We start from the raw sequence: 19042 nt of genomic DNA on the forward strand, positions 1-19042 counted from the left end.
GCGTTAAAACGATAACTTCTGGGGACTCTCCATTAAACAACAATCTTGAAATTATTTATGCTGAAGCAAATAATCTTTAAATAAATCGTAATCAACCGGGAGCACGGTTGCTAGTTTTTCTTTTTCAGCTAACGCTTCTGCACCTTGCGGCAACGTTACTTTAGCAAAGGCCTCCTTCGAGATGGCGTCCGGGAATTTGCACGGATGTGCTGTTGATAAAAACACCGAGCCGTAGGTTCCAGGAACATCCTCCTGATATTGACGTGCCGCCAGATAGGCAATAGCTGTATGCGGGCATGCGACATAACCATAGCGTTCAAACAGCTCCTGCATACCAACCTTCGTTTCCGCATCATTGAACGTATACGTACTTATCAAGCTACGCACCATTTCTAGATCACGACCAAAAAGATCCATAATACGCACCCAGTTACTTGGGTCGCCGACATCCATCGCATTGGCAAGCGTCTGCACCGATGGTTTAGGACTATAGGCGCCACTTGACAAAAAGCGTGGTACGGTATCATTTACATTCGTTGCCGCAACAAAATGTTTGACAGGCAGCCCCATTTTGTAAGCCAACAATCCAGCGCCGATATTACCAAAGTTTCCACTTGGCACCGTAAATACCACTTCGCTCACTCCTTGTGCCTTCAACTGTGCATAAGCCCAGAAATAATAAAAGGTTTGCGGGATCAGTCGCGCGATATTAATCGAGTTGGCAGATGTCAGACGCAGCACATCATTTAGTGTTTCATCATTAAATGCTTTTTTCACTAATGCCTGGCAATCATCAAAAGTACCCTCAATTTCCAAGGCTCGTATATTCTGACCATTGGTCGTCAACTGCTCCTCTTGTACCTTAGAGACTTTCCCTTTCGGATATAGGATTGTCACACGTGTACCTTCCACACCAAGAAAACCCAGTGCAACCGCTCCGCCGGTATCCCCTGAAGTGGCAACCAACACGTCCAACAATTGATCTCCTTCCTGTGAAAAATACCCCATGATGCGGCTCATAAAACGAGCGCCAAAATCTTTGAAAGCGTAGGATGGGCCATGAAAGAGCTCGAGAACACCCATCCCCGCATCCAACAATTTTACAGGCGCATCAAAATTAATCGCGTCGTGAACAATTGCTTTTAGCGCATCGGCAGGGATATCATCCCCAATCAATGCTTTTGCTACCGTAAAACCGATATCTTGTAAACTGTACTGCTCAATATTTCGAATAAAAGCAGGGTCTAATTGTGGGATTACTTCAGGCATATACAACCCTTTGTCAGCCGGAAGGGAATTAAAAACTGCCTCCTGAAAGGAAACCCGTAAATCTTTATTATTTGTACTATATAGTTTCATAATAGTGTTCTTATATTACTTTCGGTCCATCGACATTAACGGCAGACACGTATTTAAAACTTTCGATATCGCAAGCCGTTAGATGTTGCTGGATACGAGTAGCTGCTTTCTCCGCAATATCTTTACCGCGCGCAATAGCAACTACCGATGGTCCTGAACCAGAGATCCCAAAACTGAGTGCCCCCTCTTCTAATGCTAATTGTTTCATTTCATAAAACTCGGGAATCAAAATGGCGCGTGTGGGTTCAATCAGCACATCGTGCATACTGCGACCAATCAGGTCGTAATCAGAATCGTATAGACCTGCGATTAACCCCGCGATATTTCCCCATTGTGTTACCGCATCTTTTAACAATACTTTCTCCTTAATCAACTGACGTGCATCACGTGTCGGCACATCGACCTTAGGAAAAACAATCCCAGCATAGAGCTCTGTGGGTACCGGCAGTTTTATAACATCCAATGGATTATATCCGCGGATTAAAGTAATCCCTCCCATCAAGGCTGGAGCAACGTTATCCGCATGCCCGTGTCCACAGGCTAAACGTTCACCTTCCACACAGAAAGGCATCAGCTCTTCCTTCGTTAATGGATCTCCCAAGAGGTTATTTATAGCAAAAAGCCCGGCGACAGTGCTTGCTGAACTTGACCCCAGCCCGCTTCCGATAGGCATGTGTTTTATCAACTCTATCTCTACACCGATCTGCTCTTGAATACCCAAAGCCTCCAATAGCATTTTTACACAAGCGCTTACTGTATTACGATCCGCATCCAGTGGCAAACGCCCCTCATCCCCTTCAATGGAACGTATACGCACCCCAGGTTCTTCCACCCGATACATCTTAACCTCATCGCCCGGAAAATCGACGGCAAAGCCCAGGATATCAAAACCACAAATCATATTGGCTACTGTAGCTGGTGCAAAAACACGTACTTCATTCTTAACGTTTTGGAAATCTATTCTTTTATCTTCCATTACTGTTGTTAAATTATTGCTCATTATAATACGACTATGCTCCCACATTAACCATGTCCGCAAAAACACCGGCTGCCGTAACTTCTGCACCTGCTCCAGGGCCCTTCACGACCAAAGGCCTATCTTTATAGCGCTCTGTTGTAAAAGAGATGATATTATCGCTTCCCGAGAGGGCATAAAATGGGTGATTATCACCGACCATCTGTAAGGAAATAGAAACCTGACCATCCTCCAATTTACCAATATAGCGCATCACTTTACCCGCGCTGGCAGCTTCCTCTTTCAGGGCATTGAAATAAGGCTCAGCCTTTAGTAGTTCCGTATAGAAATCATCTACAGATGCCGCCGCAAGACACGATGGCGGAAGGATAGCTCCTAAGTCCACATCGGTTGGTTCAATGGTATATCCGGCATCACGTGCCAAAATCAACATTTTTCGCATAAAGTCAATCCCCCCTAAGTCATCACGTGGATCTGGCTCCGTGTAACCCAATTCTTGCGCTTTCTTAACGACCTCATAAAAGGATGCATCTCCTGTAAAATTGTTAAAGATGTAAGAAATCGTCCCGGAAAGAATAGCCTCAATTTTAATAATCCGGTCTCCACTCATCATCAGGTCTTTTAATACCCGAACGATTGGCAATCCTGCGCCCACATTGGTTTCATAGAAAAAGTCTACGCCATGCTTACGTGCTGTATCATGCAGTAATTTATACTGCGCATAATCCCCTGAATTTGCAATCTTGTTACATGTGACAATCGATATATTAGACTTAAAGATATCCTCATAATATGTTGCAGGCAATTTACTGGCCGTATTATCTACGAAAATACAGTTCGGCAGATTCATTAATTTCATCCGCTCGATAAACCCACTTAAGTCCGCTACCTCGCCTTGGTGTTCCACCTGCTCACTCCACTGTGCTAAGTCAATACCATCCGCATCAAACAACATCTTACGCGAATTAGACAAGCCGACAACCTTTATTTCAATATCATTATGGTCAAGCAAAAAGTCATGCTGCTCATAGATCTGCTTAAATAAGGTAGAACCAATATTTCCTGTTCCCACATTGAACACATGCAATGTCTTCTTCAGCTCAGCAAAAAAAGCATCATGCACTGCATTCAACGCCTTAGCTAAGTTCTCTTTACCGATGATGACCGAGATATTCAATTCGGAAGAGCCTTGTGCAATTGCACGCACATTGATACCATTACGCCCCAAGGCATGGAACAGTTTCCCGGACATGCCTGGTGTACGCTTCATATTTTCGCCCACTATAGCCAACACGGAAAGATTGTCTTCAATAGTCGGCATCAGCAATTTATTGGCTTCCAACTCCAACTCAAATTCAATCTGAATTAAGCGAATCGCTTTATACGCATCGTCTGGATTAACAGCAAAGGTGATGCTATGCTCGGAAGAAGACTGTGTAATTAATACCACATTAATTTGCTCACGCGCCAACAACGTGAACAGACGCCCACTAAAGCCGGACTTTCCAATCATTCCACTCCCCGATAGATTGATAACAGAGATATCGGATATCGAAGAAATTCCCTTTATCGGAAAAGCCGATTTCCCACTATCAAACTGTATAACAGTTCCTTCAAAATCGGGTTGAAATGTATTACGTATTACGATTGGAATCTTTTTCATGAAAGCAGGAATCATCGTCGGCGGATAAATCACCTTGGCTCCAAAATATGAAAGCTCCATGGCTTCGGTATAGGAAAGAACCGGTAACGAGAAGGCTTTCTTGACGATCCGTGGATCTGCCGTAAGCATCCCATTGACATCGGTCCATATTTCGATCGCTGATGCATGTAGCACAGAACCAAAAATAGCGGCAGTATAATCTGATCCACCCCGACCTAATGTCGTTATACGACCTTTGTCATTCGAGCCAATAAAACCGGTTACAAACAATAGTTTATCACTATGCGTGTGTCCCAGCGCCTGAATAAGTTGGTTAGTAAGCTCCTCATTTACATGAGCATGCCCAAAATTACTATCGGTTTTCACATAGTGCGAAGCATCAAGAAACTCGGCCTGTGGCACATATTGTTCCATAATCTTGGCTACCATATAGTTCGAAAAACGTTCCCCAAAAGAAACAATTAGGTCTTTACTTTGCGCACTAAGTTCTTTCAGCGCAAATACCCCTTGCAATATTTCATCAAGCTCATTAATCAAGAGCTTCAGCTTGGTAAGAACCGGATTCTGATACTTAACAGCTATCAGTTTCTTCACAACGGCAAAATGGCGTTCTTCAAGATTCTTAATATCTTCATCGAAGGAAACACGATCCGCCGCATTCTCGGCCATTTGGGTTAATAGGTTGGTTACCCCCGACATAGCAGACAAGACAACCAGTGGTTTTTCACCGTCATCGTATGCTTTTTTGACAATATCCAGCACCGCTTTGATGCTTTCGATACTCCCGACCGAGGTTCCTCCAAACTTAAGTACTTTCATTTTTCTGTATTTAGTCGTTTTAAAATAGATGGTTCTGTTTATGGCACAAAAAAAGCCTTCCATTTTGAGGAAGGCTCTATATCTTATGTACACTTTTTATTAGACAATAGAATTACTTCCTCCGCTGTTTATGCCCGGTGGTAATAATAATCGTTGAAATAATAGTGTGCTGTATCATTTTTTCTTAAATCGGTCTAAAGATAAAACTAAATAATTGATAAATTCAAACTATTTTACATTTTTTATTAAAAAAATATTAAAAACAGCCTTGAAACAGTATTAAATAGACAATACTACATCGTCCTAGATTTACCGTTAGCCAAAAAATCATATGTTAAAAATCGTTAAAACTTTGTTAAATAAATGTCAGTTTACTTGGATTCCCAATACATAAGTGTTAATTTTGCTTTTGTCCTTGTTTATAAAACACCTGGATGATTAAAAAAGTTGTAATTAAAGCGAACAAATGAAAACAAAGAAATTAGTAGCAGGAATGCTATTCATAGGCTTATGTCTAGTGTCGCAGGCACAAACCAAAAAAACAACTTCCTCGGATCCCGATAACCTAGCCAAAGATTACTTTTCTCAAATAATGGGTGTTGCGAACAACGCAATGACTAACACGAAGCTGTACCAATTTGTTTACGAATGGTTGGGTACACCTTATCGGTTGGGTGGAGATTCTAAGCGTGGAATCGATTGTTCGAAGTTTTCTTTAGCGGTGTATGAAAATGTTTTCAACACCACAATTGGCTACAACAGCAGAAATCAATATGCAAATGTTAAGCCAATCGGAAAAAGTGATCTTCAACCTGGAGATCTTGTATTTTTCAAAATCCGCAGTAAACAAATTACCCATGTAGGTGTGTATTTAGGAGACGATAAATTTGCACATGCAGCTTCGAGTCGTGGTGTGATGATTAGCAACCTGAACGAAGCATACTGGAAGAGATATTATTATAATGGTGGACGTCCAATTGATGATGCTAAAACAATGACGGCGAACGCGGGATCGAATGACGACAATAAGAATTTGAATTAAGTCACCCTAAACAATATACAAAAAAGCCCTTCTCTATAGAGAAGGGCTTTTTTGTATACTCAACGATCGGCCTTTCTATTGCATGCGCATTGCAGGAATAGATTTGCTTGGTACCATCTTTTGTATGCCCAACTCATATTGTTTGAGCTCTGTTAAGATCTTTGCTTTAGCCTTCTCTTTCGCCTCTTTATCACCTTTGATCAGAATCCGCCACGTGAGCTCCGTAACCGTATCCGCATCATTCGCTTGATTGAAAATGGCAATCTCTAAATCATCGATACCTGGATCTAAAGACTCTTTAGCAACATGAATAACCATCAATTTATGTTGATCTTCCATTTGTGTTACCCTTTCCCCTCTTTTAGTTCCATCAGCGAAATACACAGTACGATCAATTGGCATGGTCGCATCATCAATAGTAATAGATTTCACAAAACCATTTGATGCTTTAGTCGATAGTTTATCATCCTTAATAATATTCCAAACATAACCAGATGTCGCATTTAAAGAGACTTTATGTTCGACATCCCAATTTACTTTCTTGGCTGCAGCCATTTGCGCATAAGACTCTTGCTGCGAAAGCAGCAAGAGCATTATACCTATTATAAAAGAAATCCTTTTCATAGGTGTATGATAATTAGTTTAATAATTTCGCTACTTCCTTCTCCAAGTCCGCACCACGTAAGTTCTTCGCAATAATATTTCCATCTTGATCTAACAGGAAGTTAGAAGGGATACTACCGATATTATAATATTGTGCTGCTTCATTCTTCCAACCTTTAAGATCCGAGACTTGGATCCACGGCAATTTATCATCTTTGATTGCTTTTAACCAGTTGTCTTTCTTATCATCCAAAGAAATCGCAAACACATCAAACCCTTTAGCTTTATACTTATCATATACGGCAAGTACATGTGGATTCTCTGCGCGACACGGTCCGCACCATGATGCCCAAAAATCAACTAGAACATATTTTTTGCCCTTCATATAATCATACAGTTTCACCTCTTTACCATTTTGATCGGCTTGCGTAATATTCAAGAACTTTACCCCCATCTCTGTCTTTTTAGCAGCAGCAAGAGCCTTATCGATATTATCCTTTGCTTCTTGCGCTTCGGTCAACCAAGGATATTTTTTCAATAAAGGATCAACCGTACCGATAATCAAGTCTTGATCGCGCTTTGGACTTAAGTAACCTAAAGCATATACAACCTGTGGATCGTTTTTAAAAGCACGTACATACCATTTAGCTCTCGTATTTAGGTTATCATACTGCTCCATCATCATATCCGTCAAAGACTTGTGCATCTCTGTATCTTTCTTCTGCGAAGCCATGTATTGACGCTTCCCGATCGCTATTGTATTTTGGTAGTTCTGATAAACTTCCCAGTTTAACATATTAATCAGCTGATTGTCTTTTCCTTCCGATTCGATAAATACGTAAGGCGGGTTTTTAATTTTCATCTTTGCCGTATCTTCTCCACGGAAATTGATTTTCAAATCGTCATTTCCGGCCCAAAATGTAATACGGTCCCATCCATACACATCGAGTGAATACAAACGAGGAGTTTTACTAGGCACCTTAATCGTATACGTACTATCTGCGTTTAATTGGATTGTTTGAAAAACTTTTGCATCCTTCATTGGCTTATCTTTCAATGTAAATGGATACTTCTCTTGGTGCTCTTTACTTGGCGGAAAATTAACTTTCCCCGTAACAGTAATAAACTCCTTTTGCTGCGCATTCGCGCTCAGACTAACTAATATGGCCGCAGCCATTCCCATTATCGACTTCTTCATCTCGTTTTGTAATATGTTGTTAAATTAAAATTTAGTTTTGAATATCTCTTCCAGTTTAAGTTCCATTGCCCCACCACCTTTTGGGTCGAAACCAATCTCTTTCATGATTATTTTTCCAGATGGATCGATAAGATATGACGTAGGAACGGCACTAACATTAAACCGAGCATAAGCCATCTTACTATCATCATATAGCTGTGGCCACGGATTATTTTCTTCTCCTACGGCCTTTAACCACGCTTCTTTATTCTTATCGATAGAAACATTTATAACAATAAAATTCTGACCTTTCAGTTTGTCATACACTTCCCGGATACGCGGAAAGGAAGCCCGACATGGACTACACCAGGAAGCCCAAAAATCAAGCAGTATATACTTACCTTTAAACTCTTCAAAAGAGCGTTGCTTTCCGTTCTCATCGGGTAAACTGAAATTTGTGACCGTTGCCCCTACATAAGCATTCTTCAAGCCTTGAATCTTCGCGTTCAGCGTCTGGCCCTCCTCACTTTCTTTCACCGCTTTAGACAGACGGCTGTAGTAGTTTTCCAATCTATCCGTAGGGAGATTAGAAATATGACTAAGAATTAAAACCGGTGCTAACATACTTTTACCATCCACAAACGTATTTAATAACGAGTCATACTTTTGAGCCGAAAGCTTTTCCATATAAGCCATCGCCTCTTTGTTCGCATCAGCTCCTTGTTTGAGGGCATCAGCTCCGTACTTTGCTTGCACTTGGGCTCGGATCTCCATAAAAGCTTTACTACGCGCTGCACTGTGATTGGCAAAAGTCACGGCAGATGGCATACCGCTTAATGTCGTAGAAGATAACCCTTTCTGGATGTCGAAACGCACCTCAATTGTTCCCGATTGATCCCAGAATAAAACAACCGGGGAATACATACGATGTTTCTTTTGATCATATTCAATCGCTATGGCACGTGAGCCAGCGGTTGGTTCCACCATATTAAATTCAAAATAACCGTCTTTAATAACAGCGGTGTCCTTTTTTATTTGATTATATAGATAAACATTATTATGACCTTCCGTCTGTCCAGTTACATAGCCTTTTACCTTAATCTTATACTGTGCTGTTACGCTGCTCACAAGAATTACACTGAGCAGCAGCATTACTAGTTTTTTCATTTATCTTTTTGTTTATAGTTTAAGATCTATTTTAATGTCCATGCCTTACGTACCGGGGAGCGTTCCATCACCAGACGGATGCGATCGATTTGCTGCTGTGTAAAACAATTTCGTAGCGAGGCATACCGTACGTCATCCATCGGATTATTGGCTAAAAATTTCTCACCATCGACACCAATCTTCAGCAAGCCGCTCGTTACATTGGCACTTCCGGTTCCTATTTGATACTTCTTCGTATCAGAGACGTGGTCAATGATGGGCAGCACACTATTATGCGTCGGGTAGAGTCCGTAGTAAACACCTAAGTATTGTGCAATTTCTATCCGTCTATCCATTCCGGGAAAGAAAACTGTGCGGTGAATTCCCAATCCATAGGTTGTGAAAAATTTCTTAGCCGGAATCTGGGATTCCGAAGTGATCGTGTTTGTAATACCAGGAATCGCTGTCTGACCTGCTGGAACAATCTGATAGGCCGCTCTATTATCTCCCAAACTATTATTCGCGGCTATTGGGTAGATATAAATATTCAAGAACTTCGTTTTGTCCCATTGATAAGCTACGGTAGAATCGATTTTCGACGTAAAATTAACAGCAGAAAATTGTGCCGTCGGCGATGTTTTCCAAGAAGCGTCATACAAGATCTTATTGTATCCCGGTTGTGCTAAAGTAGCGCCAGTAGCGTTATTTTTTGCTAAGCGAAATTCCAAATTAGCGCTTCCACCATTTGGATCTTTACCGTAAACATTATTAAAAACATCATTGGCATATGTGACCGCTTGCGCTAATTGAGCTGGGGTAATTTCTTGATTCGTCAGGGGGTCAAACGCTGGATCTGTAGGATTTAGCTCCAACACATGAAATATGATATCGACATATCGCTTCTCACCCATCACCTTGGGTTGCTTCACTTGAACTTGCTTAATCGAAGATTTTGCATTTCCTACCTGTGCATAAAATTGTAAGCTCGATTTGGTCGTTTCTTTCGTACGGTACTCCATGGCTGAGAGCAACTGCCCATCCGCATACACCTTAACGTCGCCTGTTGGTAATGTACGGTAATCCACAAACATCATGGTATCCTTTGTTTTTCCTTGGGAACTTTCAATCTGTACCTTACGGTACGTCTCCAGTACAAACTGCAGTGTAGCTTTACCGTCAGCAATGAGCGTAGTGCTCCCCGTAGAGAAATAGACAGAGTCAATATCTGTCGCATCAGCTTGATAGGTAGCGTAGTTGAACGCCTCTTTCTTACACCCTTGTAGCGCCAAGAGCATCGCCAATATATATATAGTCTTTTTCATTTTGATTCCAACTTAAAAATTAAAAAACAATAGGATTCCAACCCATATTAGGGACCATGACCGGATTTTCCTGCAACTCAGTCAACGGGATCGGCAGCGCATAGTGGTAATCGCCGGCTTCTACCTTAACAGTATATTCTTTATTAAAGAAACGAAGTTTACGTTCTATATTTCCAATGTTGTAGCGTTTCAAATCAAGCCAACGCTTGTCTGTATCGCAGAAAAACTCCTTACGTCGCTCGTTGACGATCTCCTGTAGAAGTTCCGTTCCATTCAGCCCCGCTTTGGCTTTCGCTCCACGGAAACCTTTAAATTTGTTCAGTGTTGCTAACGCCTGATCTTGTTGACCGAGACGATATTGACTTTCTGTTAAGATTAGGTACGCTTCTTCAGGTGTGAACAAATGAATACGAATATGCTTCTGGCCGTTTACCATACCATCCGGCCAGGTACTTGACATCACGCTACCGGTAAAGTACGCCGCTTTACGTATATCCATATCATCAAAGAGACTGAAAAAATCGGCCGGCACCTTTAGACTATTTGGCGAATAACCTATATAATCGAGGTTTGAGCCATAGATCGGCATCAACATACCGAAACTTACACTCTGTTGGTAAACAGCGGGGTAGTCCGGATTAAGGTTCCGCTGTACATTTTGGAATGCCACCAATGTATTAGGAATTAGTGCATCCACATCTTTCGTAGCCGCCTCGGCATAAACTTTTGCCTGTTCATAATCGGTCGACTCCTTGGCTGACGATTCCGCCTTAAACCAGTATACCTGGGCTAAAAGGTTCTGGATAAAACGCGCATTAAAGAATCTGTTAAAACCATCGTTCGGTCCTTCTGATTGGTAATACTCCAATGCCGCCTTCAGGTCGCCTGTAACGACACGGTAGATTTCAGACGATTTCTTGCGATCCATCACGATATCAATTTCCTCTTGCCCCGTATGCAAATACAAAGGAATACCCAACTCCTCTTTATCCATCGGTGCAAAATATTGTTGCAATTTGAATATATAAAAAGCACGATGTACCAACATCTCGCCTTTCACGCGCTTCAACTCACTCGGATCAGCATCTTTCAAATTATCACACTGATCAATCAATGCATTCAAAAAACCAATTGCAGCGTAGTAATTATTCCAGATATAATCAGTGGTCTCCGTATCATTGAACAACAATTTATTCGCATAAAACTTCTCCTGTGCATGAATGTTCTTTGCATTTATATACTGAGACATATTACCTGCGAAATCAAAATTATCCGAATACGCCTCAAACATCATATTTTGTGCTTCGGTAATAATGGGACTTGGACCAATTATAGGCTTTGTGTTAGTCCGGACAAAAGCGTCTAAATAACCTGCCAAAGCAGATTTCACATCGTTCAACGTCGTTACGGCACGTTGATTTTTTGGTGGTAGATCTAAGAAATCTTTACACCCCCCTAGCAGCAGCACGCTGCTAAATAATATGTAGGTTAATATCTTTTTCATCATGTTAGAATCCAATGTTTAGGGAAAAGGTATAGCTCGGTGTGGTCGGATATCCAAAAGCCATTTGTGTTTCCGGATCACTACCCGAATAAGGAGAAATTGTAAATAAATTATTGGCCATCAAACCGATCTGTAATTGCTTTACACAACGGCCTAAGTTTGTTGGGTTCGCACGCCAGTTTACACCTAACTCTGTACATTTTATATAAGCTCCCGACTCGATATCGCGGTCAACCAGGTATTCTGAATAATAAGATTTACTTGGAGAGTAAAACGGAATGTCCGTGATATCCCCATGTTGACGCCAGCGATATATTTGATTTTTCAACCGATTTGTTCGTCCGGCCGTGATATCATCCGTCATCCCACTCGGTCCCTCGCGGCGATCTTGAAACCCCTTAATCATGTTGCCGTGGGCAAAGACAAAGTTGCTAGCGAACGTCACATTCTTGTAGCGTACACGTGTATTAAATCCACCGTACAATTTCGGGTCTTGTTGTCCCAAATAATACGTACGATACTTCGTCTGCAGGTCTGCAGAAGATATTTTTGACAAGTCAATAATTTCATCCCCTATCACGGTACCTTGCGCATCAATACGCTGTGCTTGCACCATCATATGTCCATTATTAGGATCAATATGATCATACTTATACCCAAACCAAGAGCGTAGGGCATAATTCTCCACATTTTGTGGTGCCAAATTCGATATCGTTGGTGTTTTCTTATAATACACCCTATCGAGGTTATTTTTAACGGTGGTCAAGTTCCCTCCAATTTCCCAAAGCCAATCCGTAGTTTTTACGGCTTCCACACGAGCGGATAGCTCCCATCCTTTATTAGATAGTATTCCAGCATTAATCAAGGAAGAGGTACGCCCCACAGAAGCGGGTAACACCACTTTATCTAAGAGGTCTGTCACCTTATTATCGTAGTAGTTAGCTTCCACATTTAGACGGCTGTTAAACACCGAAAATTGAACACCGTAGTTGATATCTCGTTTTCTCTCCCACTTTAAAACAGGATTTCCATACACAAATTCCTGTGCCTTTACCACATCATCATACACCAAAGCGGTTAACTTGTAGGTATGAAAAGGATAAACAGTTCGATTTATACTTCCCGTGTATCCATATCCAAAAGAGAATACCAAACGATTTAACCAAGACATATTCTCTTTTACAAATACTTCCTCATGCGCATTCCATTTTAGACCCGCTGACCACAACGGCGTAAACTGGTTCTTTGAACCAATAATATCCACACCGTCAGATCTAAAATTGGCATTTAACACATAGCGATTCGCATAAGCATAGGCAAAAGAGCTAATAAAAGAAACTGAACGATCTTTCTCATAATATGTGCCACCTAACTGATCCAGCGCTAATTTTTTAGAGGTTGACGGTGGTACATCGTCCCATGAAGGATATCCCGCCATCCGGTAATCTTGCAGGTATACCGGGTTATAGTGAAAAAATCTATTATTGGTCCGTTCAGAAACTTCATTCGCTAGAAAAGCTTGCACATAATGCTTCTCTTGAAAGGTTTTGTTGTATTCAATGGTGTTACGCACCGTGTAATCTATTGTTTTGCCAGAGTTCTCTTCCAAGAATCCCTGGTTATATTTCGCAAGAATACCACCTCCAGAGTTCACCGTACGCGCAGTATTCAACCAATTAGTAGCGTATGAACGGTATGTTCCACCACGCGATTCATCCATTGTTTGCACATTCGTGTAGTTTAACACCGCAGAGCCACGGTATTGAAAACCATCTAAGAACTTCCATTCCACACCAAATTGCCCACGCACATTATTATAGTCCGTGCTCAATGTGTTTTCCCGTAATTCCTTAACGATATTTAGCGTTTCGTAATTCAAGGCCTGCGACAAACCGATATCGGTCGTTAAATCACGATAAGTTTTGTCCCATGCATATGAACCATCTGTATTAAAAGGCTTTTCATACGGATTTGCAAACATCGCGTACCGGAATGGATCCAAAGCAGATTGTCCTTCAACATTCTTTTTGATGGTCGAATACAAGTTAAAATCAATCAGCAAGCGATCGTTTACATTTCGCGTCAGTTTCACGCTCATACCTCCTTGTTTATTCTTATTTTCCATCAATGTACCATTCGCATCCTGGTAATTTAAAGACACATTATATTGCAGCTTCGTACTACCACCACTCATCGAAACATTATGCGATTGCTGATATGCTGGATTGTAAAGTACATTGATCCAATCTGTATTCACTTGCCCCAATTGAGCAATTTCCTGATCGGCTTGTTCTCTCGAAATAACACCGTTATCTGCCTGTAACAACAATTGCACGGCACGTCCACCGTAGACTGGGTGAAAATCATTGTACAACTGACGTTCGTAGGCCAGTTTCTCTGAGGAGTTCATAAAGTCAAAACCATTTTTCGGACTTAAGGTCAATCCCTGTTTTGTACTATAATTGATGTAGTCTTTTCCTGCTACACCGCGTTTCGTGGTAATCACAATAACACCGTTCGCTGCACGTGCTCCATATACAGAAGCTGCAGTTGCATCACGTAAGATATCGATCGTAGCGATATCCTCTGGCGGGATATTTCCGATTCCGTTCGTCAACAAACTATTGATATTAGAGCTTGTTTTATCCATCCCTGCGACCTCACCGTTTTGCATCGGCATCCCATCTAATATAATTAGTGGTTCTGCACTGCCCGTCATAGTATTGCTACCACGAATCACGATAGATCCAGCCTCTCCAGGTCGTCCAGAATTAGAACGAACATACACGCCTGTCATCTTTCCACGAAGTGCTTTATCCACGGTAGTGATGCCAGCTCCCTCTAGGTCTTCACCCTTTATCGAAGATACATTACCAACAAGCTTGCTTCGCTCCCGTTTCTGTAAACCAGTAGAGATCACCACATCTTCAATCTTTTGGGCCTTAGTAACCAACCGGAGCATTACCATTTTTTGGTCCGCAACAACCACCTCTTGTGGGTGATAACCAATGATGTTACACATCACCATCACCCCTTTTTCAGGACGCCTAAGGGCAAAATAACCCATCTGATTACTGGAGGTTCCGATTTTCGTTCCTTTGATAAGTAAAGTCGCTCCAACAATAGGTTGACCGTGTTCATCCACCACACGTCCTACCAAACTGTCCACCGTAGATGCTGTTAAAACCGCTGATTCGACGACTTTCTTGGGGGCATTTTTACGCTTGACCAAAATCTGTTTATCATTAACCCGAAAGTCTAAATCTGTTTCTTTAGCCAATTGCTTAACAATTTCTTCGATGCTGCAATTCGAACAGTTTAGTGTAACTGAAGATACACGAGCGACATCTTTATCATACAAAAAGACAAAGTCGCTTTGGCTTTCAATGGCCTTAAATACCGTTGTCAACGGCTTCTGCTTGATGGAAACACGAATCTGTGCCAGCGCACTGTTCGTGGAAAGTACCACAATAAGGAGTACAAAAAAGCACAGACGATGCTTCCTCAAGTCTTTAAACTTGAAAATACAATTTTTCATAAGTGGTTAATGGTTAAGTAATTTACTGGTGTGTTAGGTTAAATTTAAATTATCTTTCTGTGATAGAAACTTCAATATCAAAGAAGCGCAGCATTTCCACGACCTCTTTCATCGAGTCATCACGACGAATCCGCCCAGAGATTCGTTTTGTTTCGTCATGTTCTTTTAAGTGGATCCGAACCGGATACCACCGCTCCAATTCCTTTACAATTGACTGAGCATCTGCATCTTCAAAGTAGAACTGACCTTCTTTCCAGGCAATAACAGCCTCAGGATTGGTGACCACACGAGCATGTAAGCCTTCATTTCCCTGCTGTATACTCTGTTCTGCTGGCTTCAGGGTTAATTTCTTACTCATGTCGGCACTGCGAACCTCCACAGACCCTTCCAATAGGGTGACTGTCTTCATGGTTTCCGTTGGGTAACTACGCACGTTGAAATGCGTACCTAAGACGCGCACATGGTTGTGTTCAGACTTTACAATAAATGGTTGATTTTTATTCTTAGCGACTTCAAAATACACTTCACCTTCGATGGATACTTCCCTATTGCTATTCGAAAAACGTCCCGGGAACTGTAGTTTTGAATTTGCATTTAACCATACTTTCGTACCATCCGAAAGAATAACATGGCTTTGTTTCCCTCGTCCTGTTTCCATGGTTTGCACACTACGTGCTAAACTTTCTGATTCCAGCTTCCGAAAATCTAAACCGCCCTCACCTTGAAGTTCAGCGACATCCTCGCTTTTGGCCTGTGACCCATCCAATACAATCACTTCTCCTGAAGACAATGTTAATGTCGTATGCGAAGTAGTATCCTGATATACTTGAGCAAGCACGGATTCATGGAGCATCGGGCTTGATAATGGTTTGATCGCCAAATAATAAGCACCGCAAATAACTAAAATGGCTGCTGCAACGCTTGCGGTCCACCGAATCGCTATTCGCTTACGGGAACGAGCGAACGATACGACTTCTAGGCTATAATCGCCATCGGCACGTGCTTTATTCACGATACCTTTCCAAATCTCTCTTTTCTTATCGGTCAGTATTTTCATTTAGGATATTTTGACTTCTTTCCTATATAGTCTGTGTTTTCTTAAAAACATACTATAAGACACGAGAAAAAAATCAAAATTTTATAAAAAAGATAAATATAATCCACGCAGTCTTGTCTCCAAACTTAATTTTAAGACGTTTTAAAGCACTAGATATCTGGTTACGGACCGTTTGCACAGATATCCCCAATTTGGCAGCTATTTGCAAGGCAGAGAGATTTTCGAAGCGACTTAACAAGAATATTTCACGCATTTTTTCAGGCATAGCCTCAATTTCAGCTTTGACAGCAGCGTTCTTTACGGCAAAATCATCTTCCTTGGTTGCGTCTTCAAAATAGTAGTCCCAGTATTCTTCTTGATTATCGAGAGAAATAAACAAAGGCAAGCGGTCCTGCTTGGCATAGAAGTCATAAATCTTATGACGTAACATGGAAAAAAGATAGCCCTCAATTGTTGTGGTAACATTCCAAAAAGCACGATTCTTCCAAATTACATAGAAAACTTCCTGTGTAATGTCACTTGCATCCTCCTCTTTAGGTAATTTTTGCAACGCTCTTTTATAGATCTTGTTCCAATACAAATCGAAGATTTCTTTGAAAGCCTCCGGATCTGAGTCGTTGATAGATCGTACGATATCTAGTTCATCTCGTTTCACGTTAAATATGCATGTTAATCAATTAAGGTACACTTATCGTGGAATAAGTTATCGCCAATTATAGAAATAAAAAAAGACTTTAAAAAATTTAGTATTTTTACAAGCAACAAAAAACAACAGCATGTCCAGTAAAAGAACGTTAGTTTTAGATAAGGATCAGATCAAGCAAAAATCTATTCGTATTGCCTACCAGATTCTTGAAGATAATTTTGAAGAAGATTCTATCGTATTAGTTGGTATCGCCGAACGGGGTTATGTTTTTGCGGAGCGCTTACAAAAGATATTACAAGAAATTGCGCCAGATAAGGGTTTCGAATTGATTAAAGTAACCATAAAAAAATCAAAAAGAAGCTTAGAAGCAAGCATAGACACCCCTATTGAAACGGCCAAAAACAAAGTTATTATATTAATCGACGATGTATTGAATAGCGGACGTACTATGGCTTACGGTTTAGGTATGTTTCTTGATATTCCATTGAAAAAAATGCGTACAGCGGTACTGATTGACAGATCGCATCACCAATTTCCAATATTTAGTGATTACTATGGGATTAAGCTTTCAACGATCCTCAAAGAACATGTGGAAGTTGAACTTAGCGAATATGATCAGACAGAAGACGCAGCTTGGTTATCCTAAGCTGCGCCTATATTTTTTATCTTTTTGACACGATCTTATAAGGTTCTCACCTTCAGTTTTTGTCCAATTTGTAAGGAACTTCCCTTAAGACCATTATCATTCTTTAAGTGCGTAACGGTGGTGCCTTTAAATTTATTCGCAATATCGGATAGCGTATCACCTTTACGAACAACGTAACTTTGAAAACGGGGTCCACTGGACTGATTATTTTTTTTCGGTACACTAGCCAATCGGCTTACCTCTTCATTTTTCACAATCAACGTCCTTCCCGCAATTCTACTTTTTGACGTCAAATTGTTCCAGGCCTTCAAATTCTGCACCGTAGTTCCAAATCTATTCGCCACCGTACTTAACGTTTCATTCGGTTTAACCTTATACGTCTTATCACTTCCAGGAGATGGTTTGTCTGAACTTTCTGTGGCCGCATAAACAACGGGAGCTGTATCAATATGGTGCAATGCCGCATATAATAAGCTGTCGTTAAGATTTTGAGTTTGTGGAAGAATCAGTCGTTTGGGCCGATCCGAAGTGGCGGCAATTACCGCCGACTTATACGATGGATTAAATTTCTTCACTTCCTCTAAGGAAAGGTTTACAGCTTGTGCTATTCGTTTCAGGTCAACGTTTCGATCGACCATGATCGTTTTGGCTTCCCAATCAAACCCAACGCCTGCTGTACCAATCCCGTATTGATCCGCATATTTCAACGCATAGGTCATTGCTATAAACTTGGGAATATAATTCTGGGTTTCTTGAGGCAGGAACGGAGATAGCTCCCAAAAGGAAGGATTGGTAAGGCCAGATCGCTGGATTGCACGTCGAACAGCCCCTCGTCCACAATTGTAAGAGGCCAATGCTAACAACCAATCATTAAACTCCGCATACGCATCCATGAAGTATCGGCTTGCAGCGTGACAGGCCGCATAGGGGTCTTTACGTTCGTCCACATTCCGATCCATCGTCAGGTCATATACCTTTGCGGTGCCGTACATAAACTGCCATAACCCTACAGCCCCCGACCGAGATACCAGATGTGGGTCCAGTGATGACTCTACAACCGAGAGGTATTTCACCTCATCTGGTAGGTGATTCGCCTTTAGGATCTCCTCAAAAATCGGGAAATAATACTGCGACAATCCCTGGAGCTTACTCATGTAGGGATTGTAATTCTGCGATACGTACTTATCAATAAAGAACTTGATCTTTTCGTTATATGCAAGCGGAACCGTCTTTTGAATCGTTCGCATACGCTGATAAATCAAGGAATCTTCGTTGTTGTGCAGTGCATCGTTATAAGGAAGTTTTTTTAGGGAATCCAGACTGGCAACAAGGCCTTTTTTCTGCGTGTTCACTGCTTCAGTTAGGAACGTAATTTCCGAACTCTCGGCTATCGCCATCTCTTGGGCATACCCTCCAAAGGAAATACCAGATAGCGTTAATAGTAGTCCCCATAAATAATGTTTCTTCATAGGTTGAATATGATGAATGACGCCTTATTTAGGTTTTGTGCATAGATAATTTATGTATAAACGAAGTTTCCTCCA

General features: G+C 41.3%; 14 protein-coding genes. 2 read left to right on the plus strand and 12 right to left on the minus strand.

What is annotated here, in order from left to right; all coding sequences use genetic code 11:
• Positions 1-51: 51 nt before the first annotated feature.
• From thrC to thrA, 3 genes are read right to left on the minus strand one after another with little or no spacing between them, the layout of a single operon-like run.
• Positions 52-1359, minus strand: a complete 1308-nt coding sequence (thrC, locus tag E2P86_RS14435) for a threonine synthase (RefSeq protein ID WP_134433601.1) — start codon at positions 1357-1359, stop codon at positions 52-54.
• A 10-nt stretch (positions 1360-1369) separates the two neighbouring features.
• The gene (locus E2P86_RS14440) at positions 1370-2359 is read right to left on the minus strand and encodes a homoserine kinase (protein ID WP_234991300.1); all 990 of its coding nucleotides are present in this window, start codon (positions 2357-2359) and stop codon (positions 1370-1372) included.
• Positions 2360-2369: 10 nt separating this feature from the next.
• Positions 2370-4817, minus strand: a complete 2448-nt coding sequence (gene thrA / locus E2P86_RS14445) for a bifunctional aspartate kinase/homoserine dehydrogenase I (protein WP_085474285.1) — start codon at positions 4815-4817, stop codon at positions 2370-2372.
• Positions 4818-5283: 466 nt separating this feature from the next.
• Here thrA and E2P86_RS14450 point away from each other — a divergent pair, with 466 nt between their 5' ends.
• Positions 5284-5859 carry a C40 family peptidase gene (locus tag E2P86_RS14450; protein WP_085474286.1) on the plus strand — a complete coding sequence of 192 codons (576 nt, stop codon included), beginning with the start codon at positions 5284-5286 and terminating at the stop codon, positions 5857-5859.
• 75 nt (positions 5860-5934) lie between these two features.
• Here the strand turns inward: E2P86_RS14450 and E2P86_RS14455 are convergent, their stop codons facing one another.
• The 8 genes from E2P86_RS14455 to E2P86_RS14490 form a co-directional block, all read right to left on the minus strand.
• Positions 5935-6483, minus strand: coding sequence for an SRPBCC family protein (locus tag E2P86_RS14455; RefSeq protein ID WP_134433602.1), 549 nt, complete (start codon positions 6481-6483; stop codon positions 5935-5937).
• A gap of 13 nt (positions 6484-6496) precedes the next feature.
• Positions 6497-7660, minus strand: a complete 1164-nt coding sequence (locus E2P86_RS14460; RefSeq protein ID WP_085474288.1) for a peroxiredoxin family protein — start codon at positions 7658-7660, stop codon at positions 6497-6499.
• Between the two features lie 24 nt (positions 7661-7684).
• Entirely contained in the window at positions 7685-8806 is a 1122-nt protein-coding gene (locus tag E2P86_RS14465) for a TlpA family protein disulfide reductase (RefSeq protein WP_085474289.1), read from the minus strand.
• A 26-nt stretch (positions 8807-8832) separates the two neighbouring features.
• Positions 8833-10107 carry a hypothetical protein gene (locus E2P86_RS14470; RefSeq protein ID WP_085474290.1) on the minus strand — a complete coding sequence of 425 codons (1275 nt, stop codon included), beginning with the start codon at positions 10105-10107 and terminating at the stop codon, positions 8833-8835.
• 19 nt (positions 10108-10126) lie between these two features.
• Positions 10127-11614, minus strand: coding sequence for a RagB/SusD family nutrient uptake outer membrane protein (locus E2P86_RS14475; RefSeq protein WP_134433603.1), 1488 nt, complete (start codon positions 11612-11614; stop codon positions 10127-10129).
• A 1-nt stretch (position 11615) separates the two neighbouring features.
• On the minus strand, positions 11616-15149 hold the full coding sequence (locus E2P86_RS14480; protein WP_134433604.1) for a SusC/RagA family TonB-linked outer membrane protein: 3534 nt from the start codon (positions 15147-15149) through the stop codon (positions 11616-11618).
• Positions 15150-15198: 49 nt separating this feature from the next.
• Positions 15199-16206: a FecR family protein gene (locus E2P86_RS14485; RefSeq protein ID WP_134433605.1), complete on the minus strand. Its 1008-nt coding sequence runs from the start codon at positions 16204-16206 to the stop codon at positions 15199-15201.
• Between the two features lie 73 nt (positions 16207-16279).
• On the minus strand, positions 16280-16861 hold the full coding sequence (locus tag E2P86_RS14490) for an RNA polymerase sigma factor (protein ID WP_166785208.1): 582 nt from the start codon (positions 16859-16861) through the stop codon (positions 16280-16282).
• Between the two features lie 121 nt (positions 16862-16982).
• On the opposite strand from E2P86_RS14490, the gene E2P86_RS14495 reads away from it, so the two are divergent.
• Positions 16983-17498 carry a phosphoribosyltransferase family protein gene (locus E2P86_RS14495; RefSeq protein ID WP_085474295.1) on the plus strand — a complete coding sequence of 172 codons (516 nt, stop codon included), beginning with the start codon at positions 16983-16985 and terminating at the stop codon, positions 17496-17498.
• A gap of 35 nt (positions 17499-17533) precedes the next feature.
• On the opposite strand, the gene E2P86_RS14500 is transcribed toward E2P86_RS14495, so the two are convergent.
• The gene (locus E2P86_RS14500) at positions 17534-18967 is read right to left on the minus strand and encodes a lytic transglycosylase domain-containing protein (protein ID WP_134433607.1); all 1434 of its coding nucleotides are present in this window, start codon (positions 18965-18967) and stop codon (positions 17534-17536) included.
• Positions 18968-19042: the final 75 nt, after the last annotated feature.

The sequence above is a fragment of the Sphingobacterium psychroaquaticum genome (genome assembly GCF_004421025.1).
Taxonomy (GTDB): Bacteria; Bacteroidota; Bacteroidia; order Sphingobacteriales; family Sphingobacteriaceae; genus Sphingobacterium; species Sphingobacterium psychroaquaticum.

Bases quoted from the DNA above. Each gene is read 5' to 3' on its own strand.
- thrC (WP_134433601.1), bottom strand. From the start codon at position 1,359: ATGAAACTATATAGTACAAATAATAAAGATTTACGGGTTTCCTTTCAG.
- E2P86_RS14440 (WP_234991300.1), bottom strand. From the start codon at position 2,359: ATGAGCAATAATTTAACAACAGTAATGGAAGATAAAAGAATAGATTTC.
- thrA (WP_085474285.1), bottom strand. From the start codon at position 4,817: ATGAAAGTACTTAAGTTTGGAGGAACCTCGGTCGGGAGTATCGAAAGC.
- E2P86_RS14450 (WP_085474286.1), top strand. From the start codon at position 5,284: ATGAAAACAAAGAAATTAGTAGCAGGAATGCTATTCATAGGCTTATGT.
- E2P86_RS14455 (WP_134433602.1), bottom strand. From the start codon at position 6,483: ATGAAAAGGATTTCTTTTATAATAGGTATAATGCTCTTGCTGCTTTCG.
- E2P86_RS14460 (WP_085474288.1), bottom strand. From the start codon at position 7,660: ATGAAGAAGTCGATAATGGGAATGGCTGCGGCCATATTAGTTAGTCTG.
- E2P86_RS14465 (WP_085474289.1), bottom strand. From the start codon at position 8,806: ATGAAAAAACTAGTAATGCTGCTGCTCAGTGTAATTCTTGTGAGCAGC.
- E2P86_RS14470 (WP_085474290.1), bottom strand. From the start codon at position 10,107: ATGAAAAAGACTATATATATATTGGCGATGCTCTTGGCGCTACAAGGG.
- E2P86_RS14475 (WP_134433603.1), bottom strand. From the start codon at position 11,614: ATGATGAAAAAGATATTAACCTACATATTATTTAGCAGCGTGCTGCTG.
- E2P86_RS14480 (WP_134433604.1), bottom strand. From the start codon at position 15,149: ATGAAAAATTGTATTTTCAAGTTTAAAGACTTGAGGAAGCATCGTCTG.
- E2P86_RS14485 (WP_134433605.1), bottom strand. From the start codon at position 16,206: ATGAAAATACTGACCGATAAGAAAAGAGAGATTTGGAAAGGTATCGTG.
- E2P86_RS14495 (WP_085474295.1), top strand. From the start codon at position 16,983: ATGTCCAGTAAAAGAACGTTAGTTTTAGATAAGGATCAGATCAAGCAA.
- E2P86_RS14500 (WP_134433607.1), bottom strand. From the start codon at position 18,967: ATGAAGAAACATTATTTATGGGGACTACTATTAACGCTATCTGGTATT.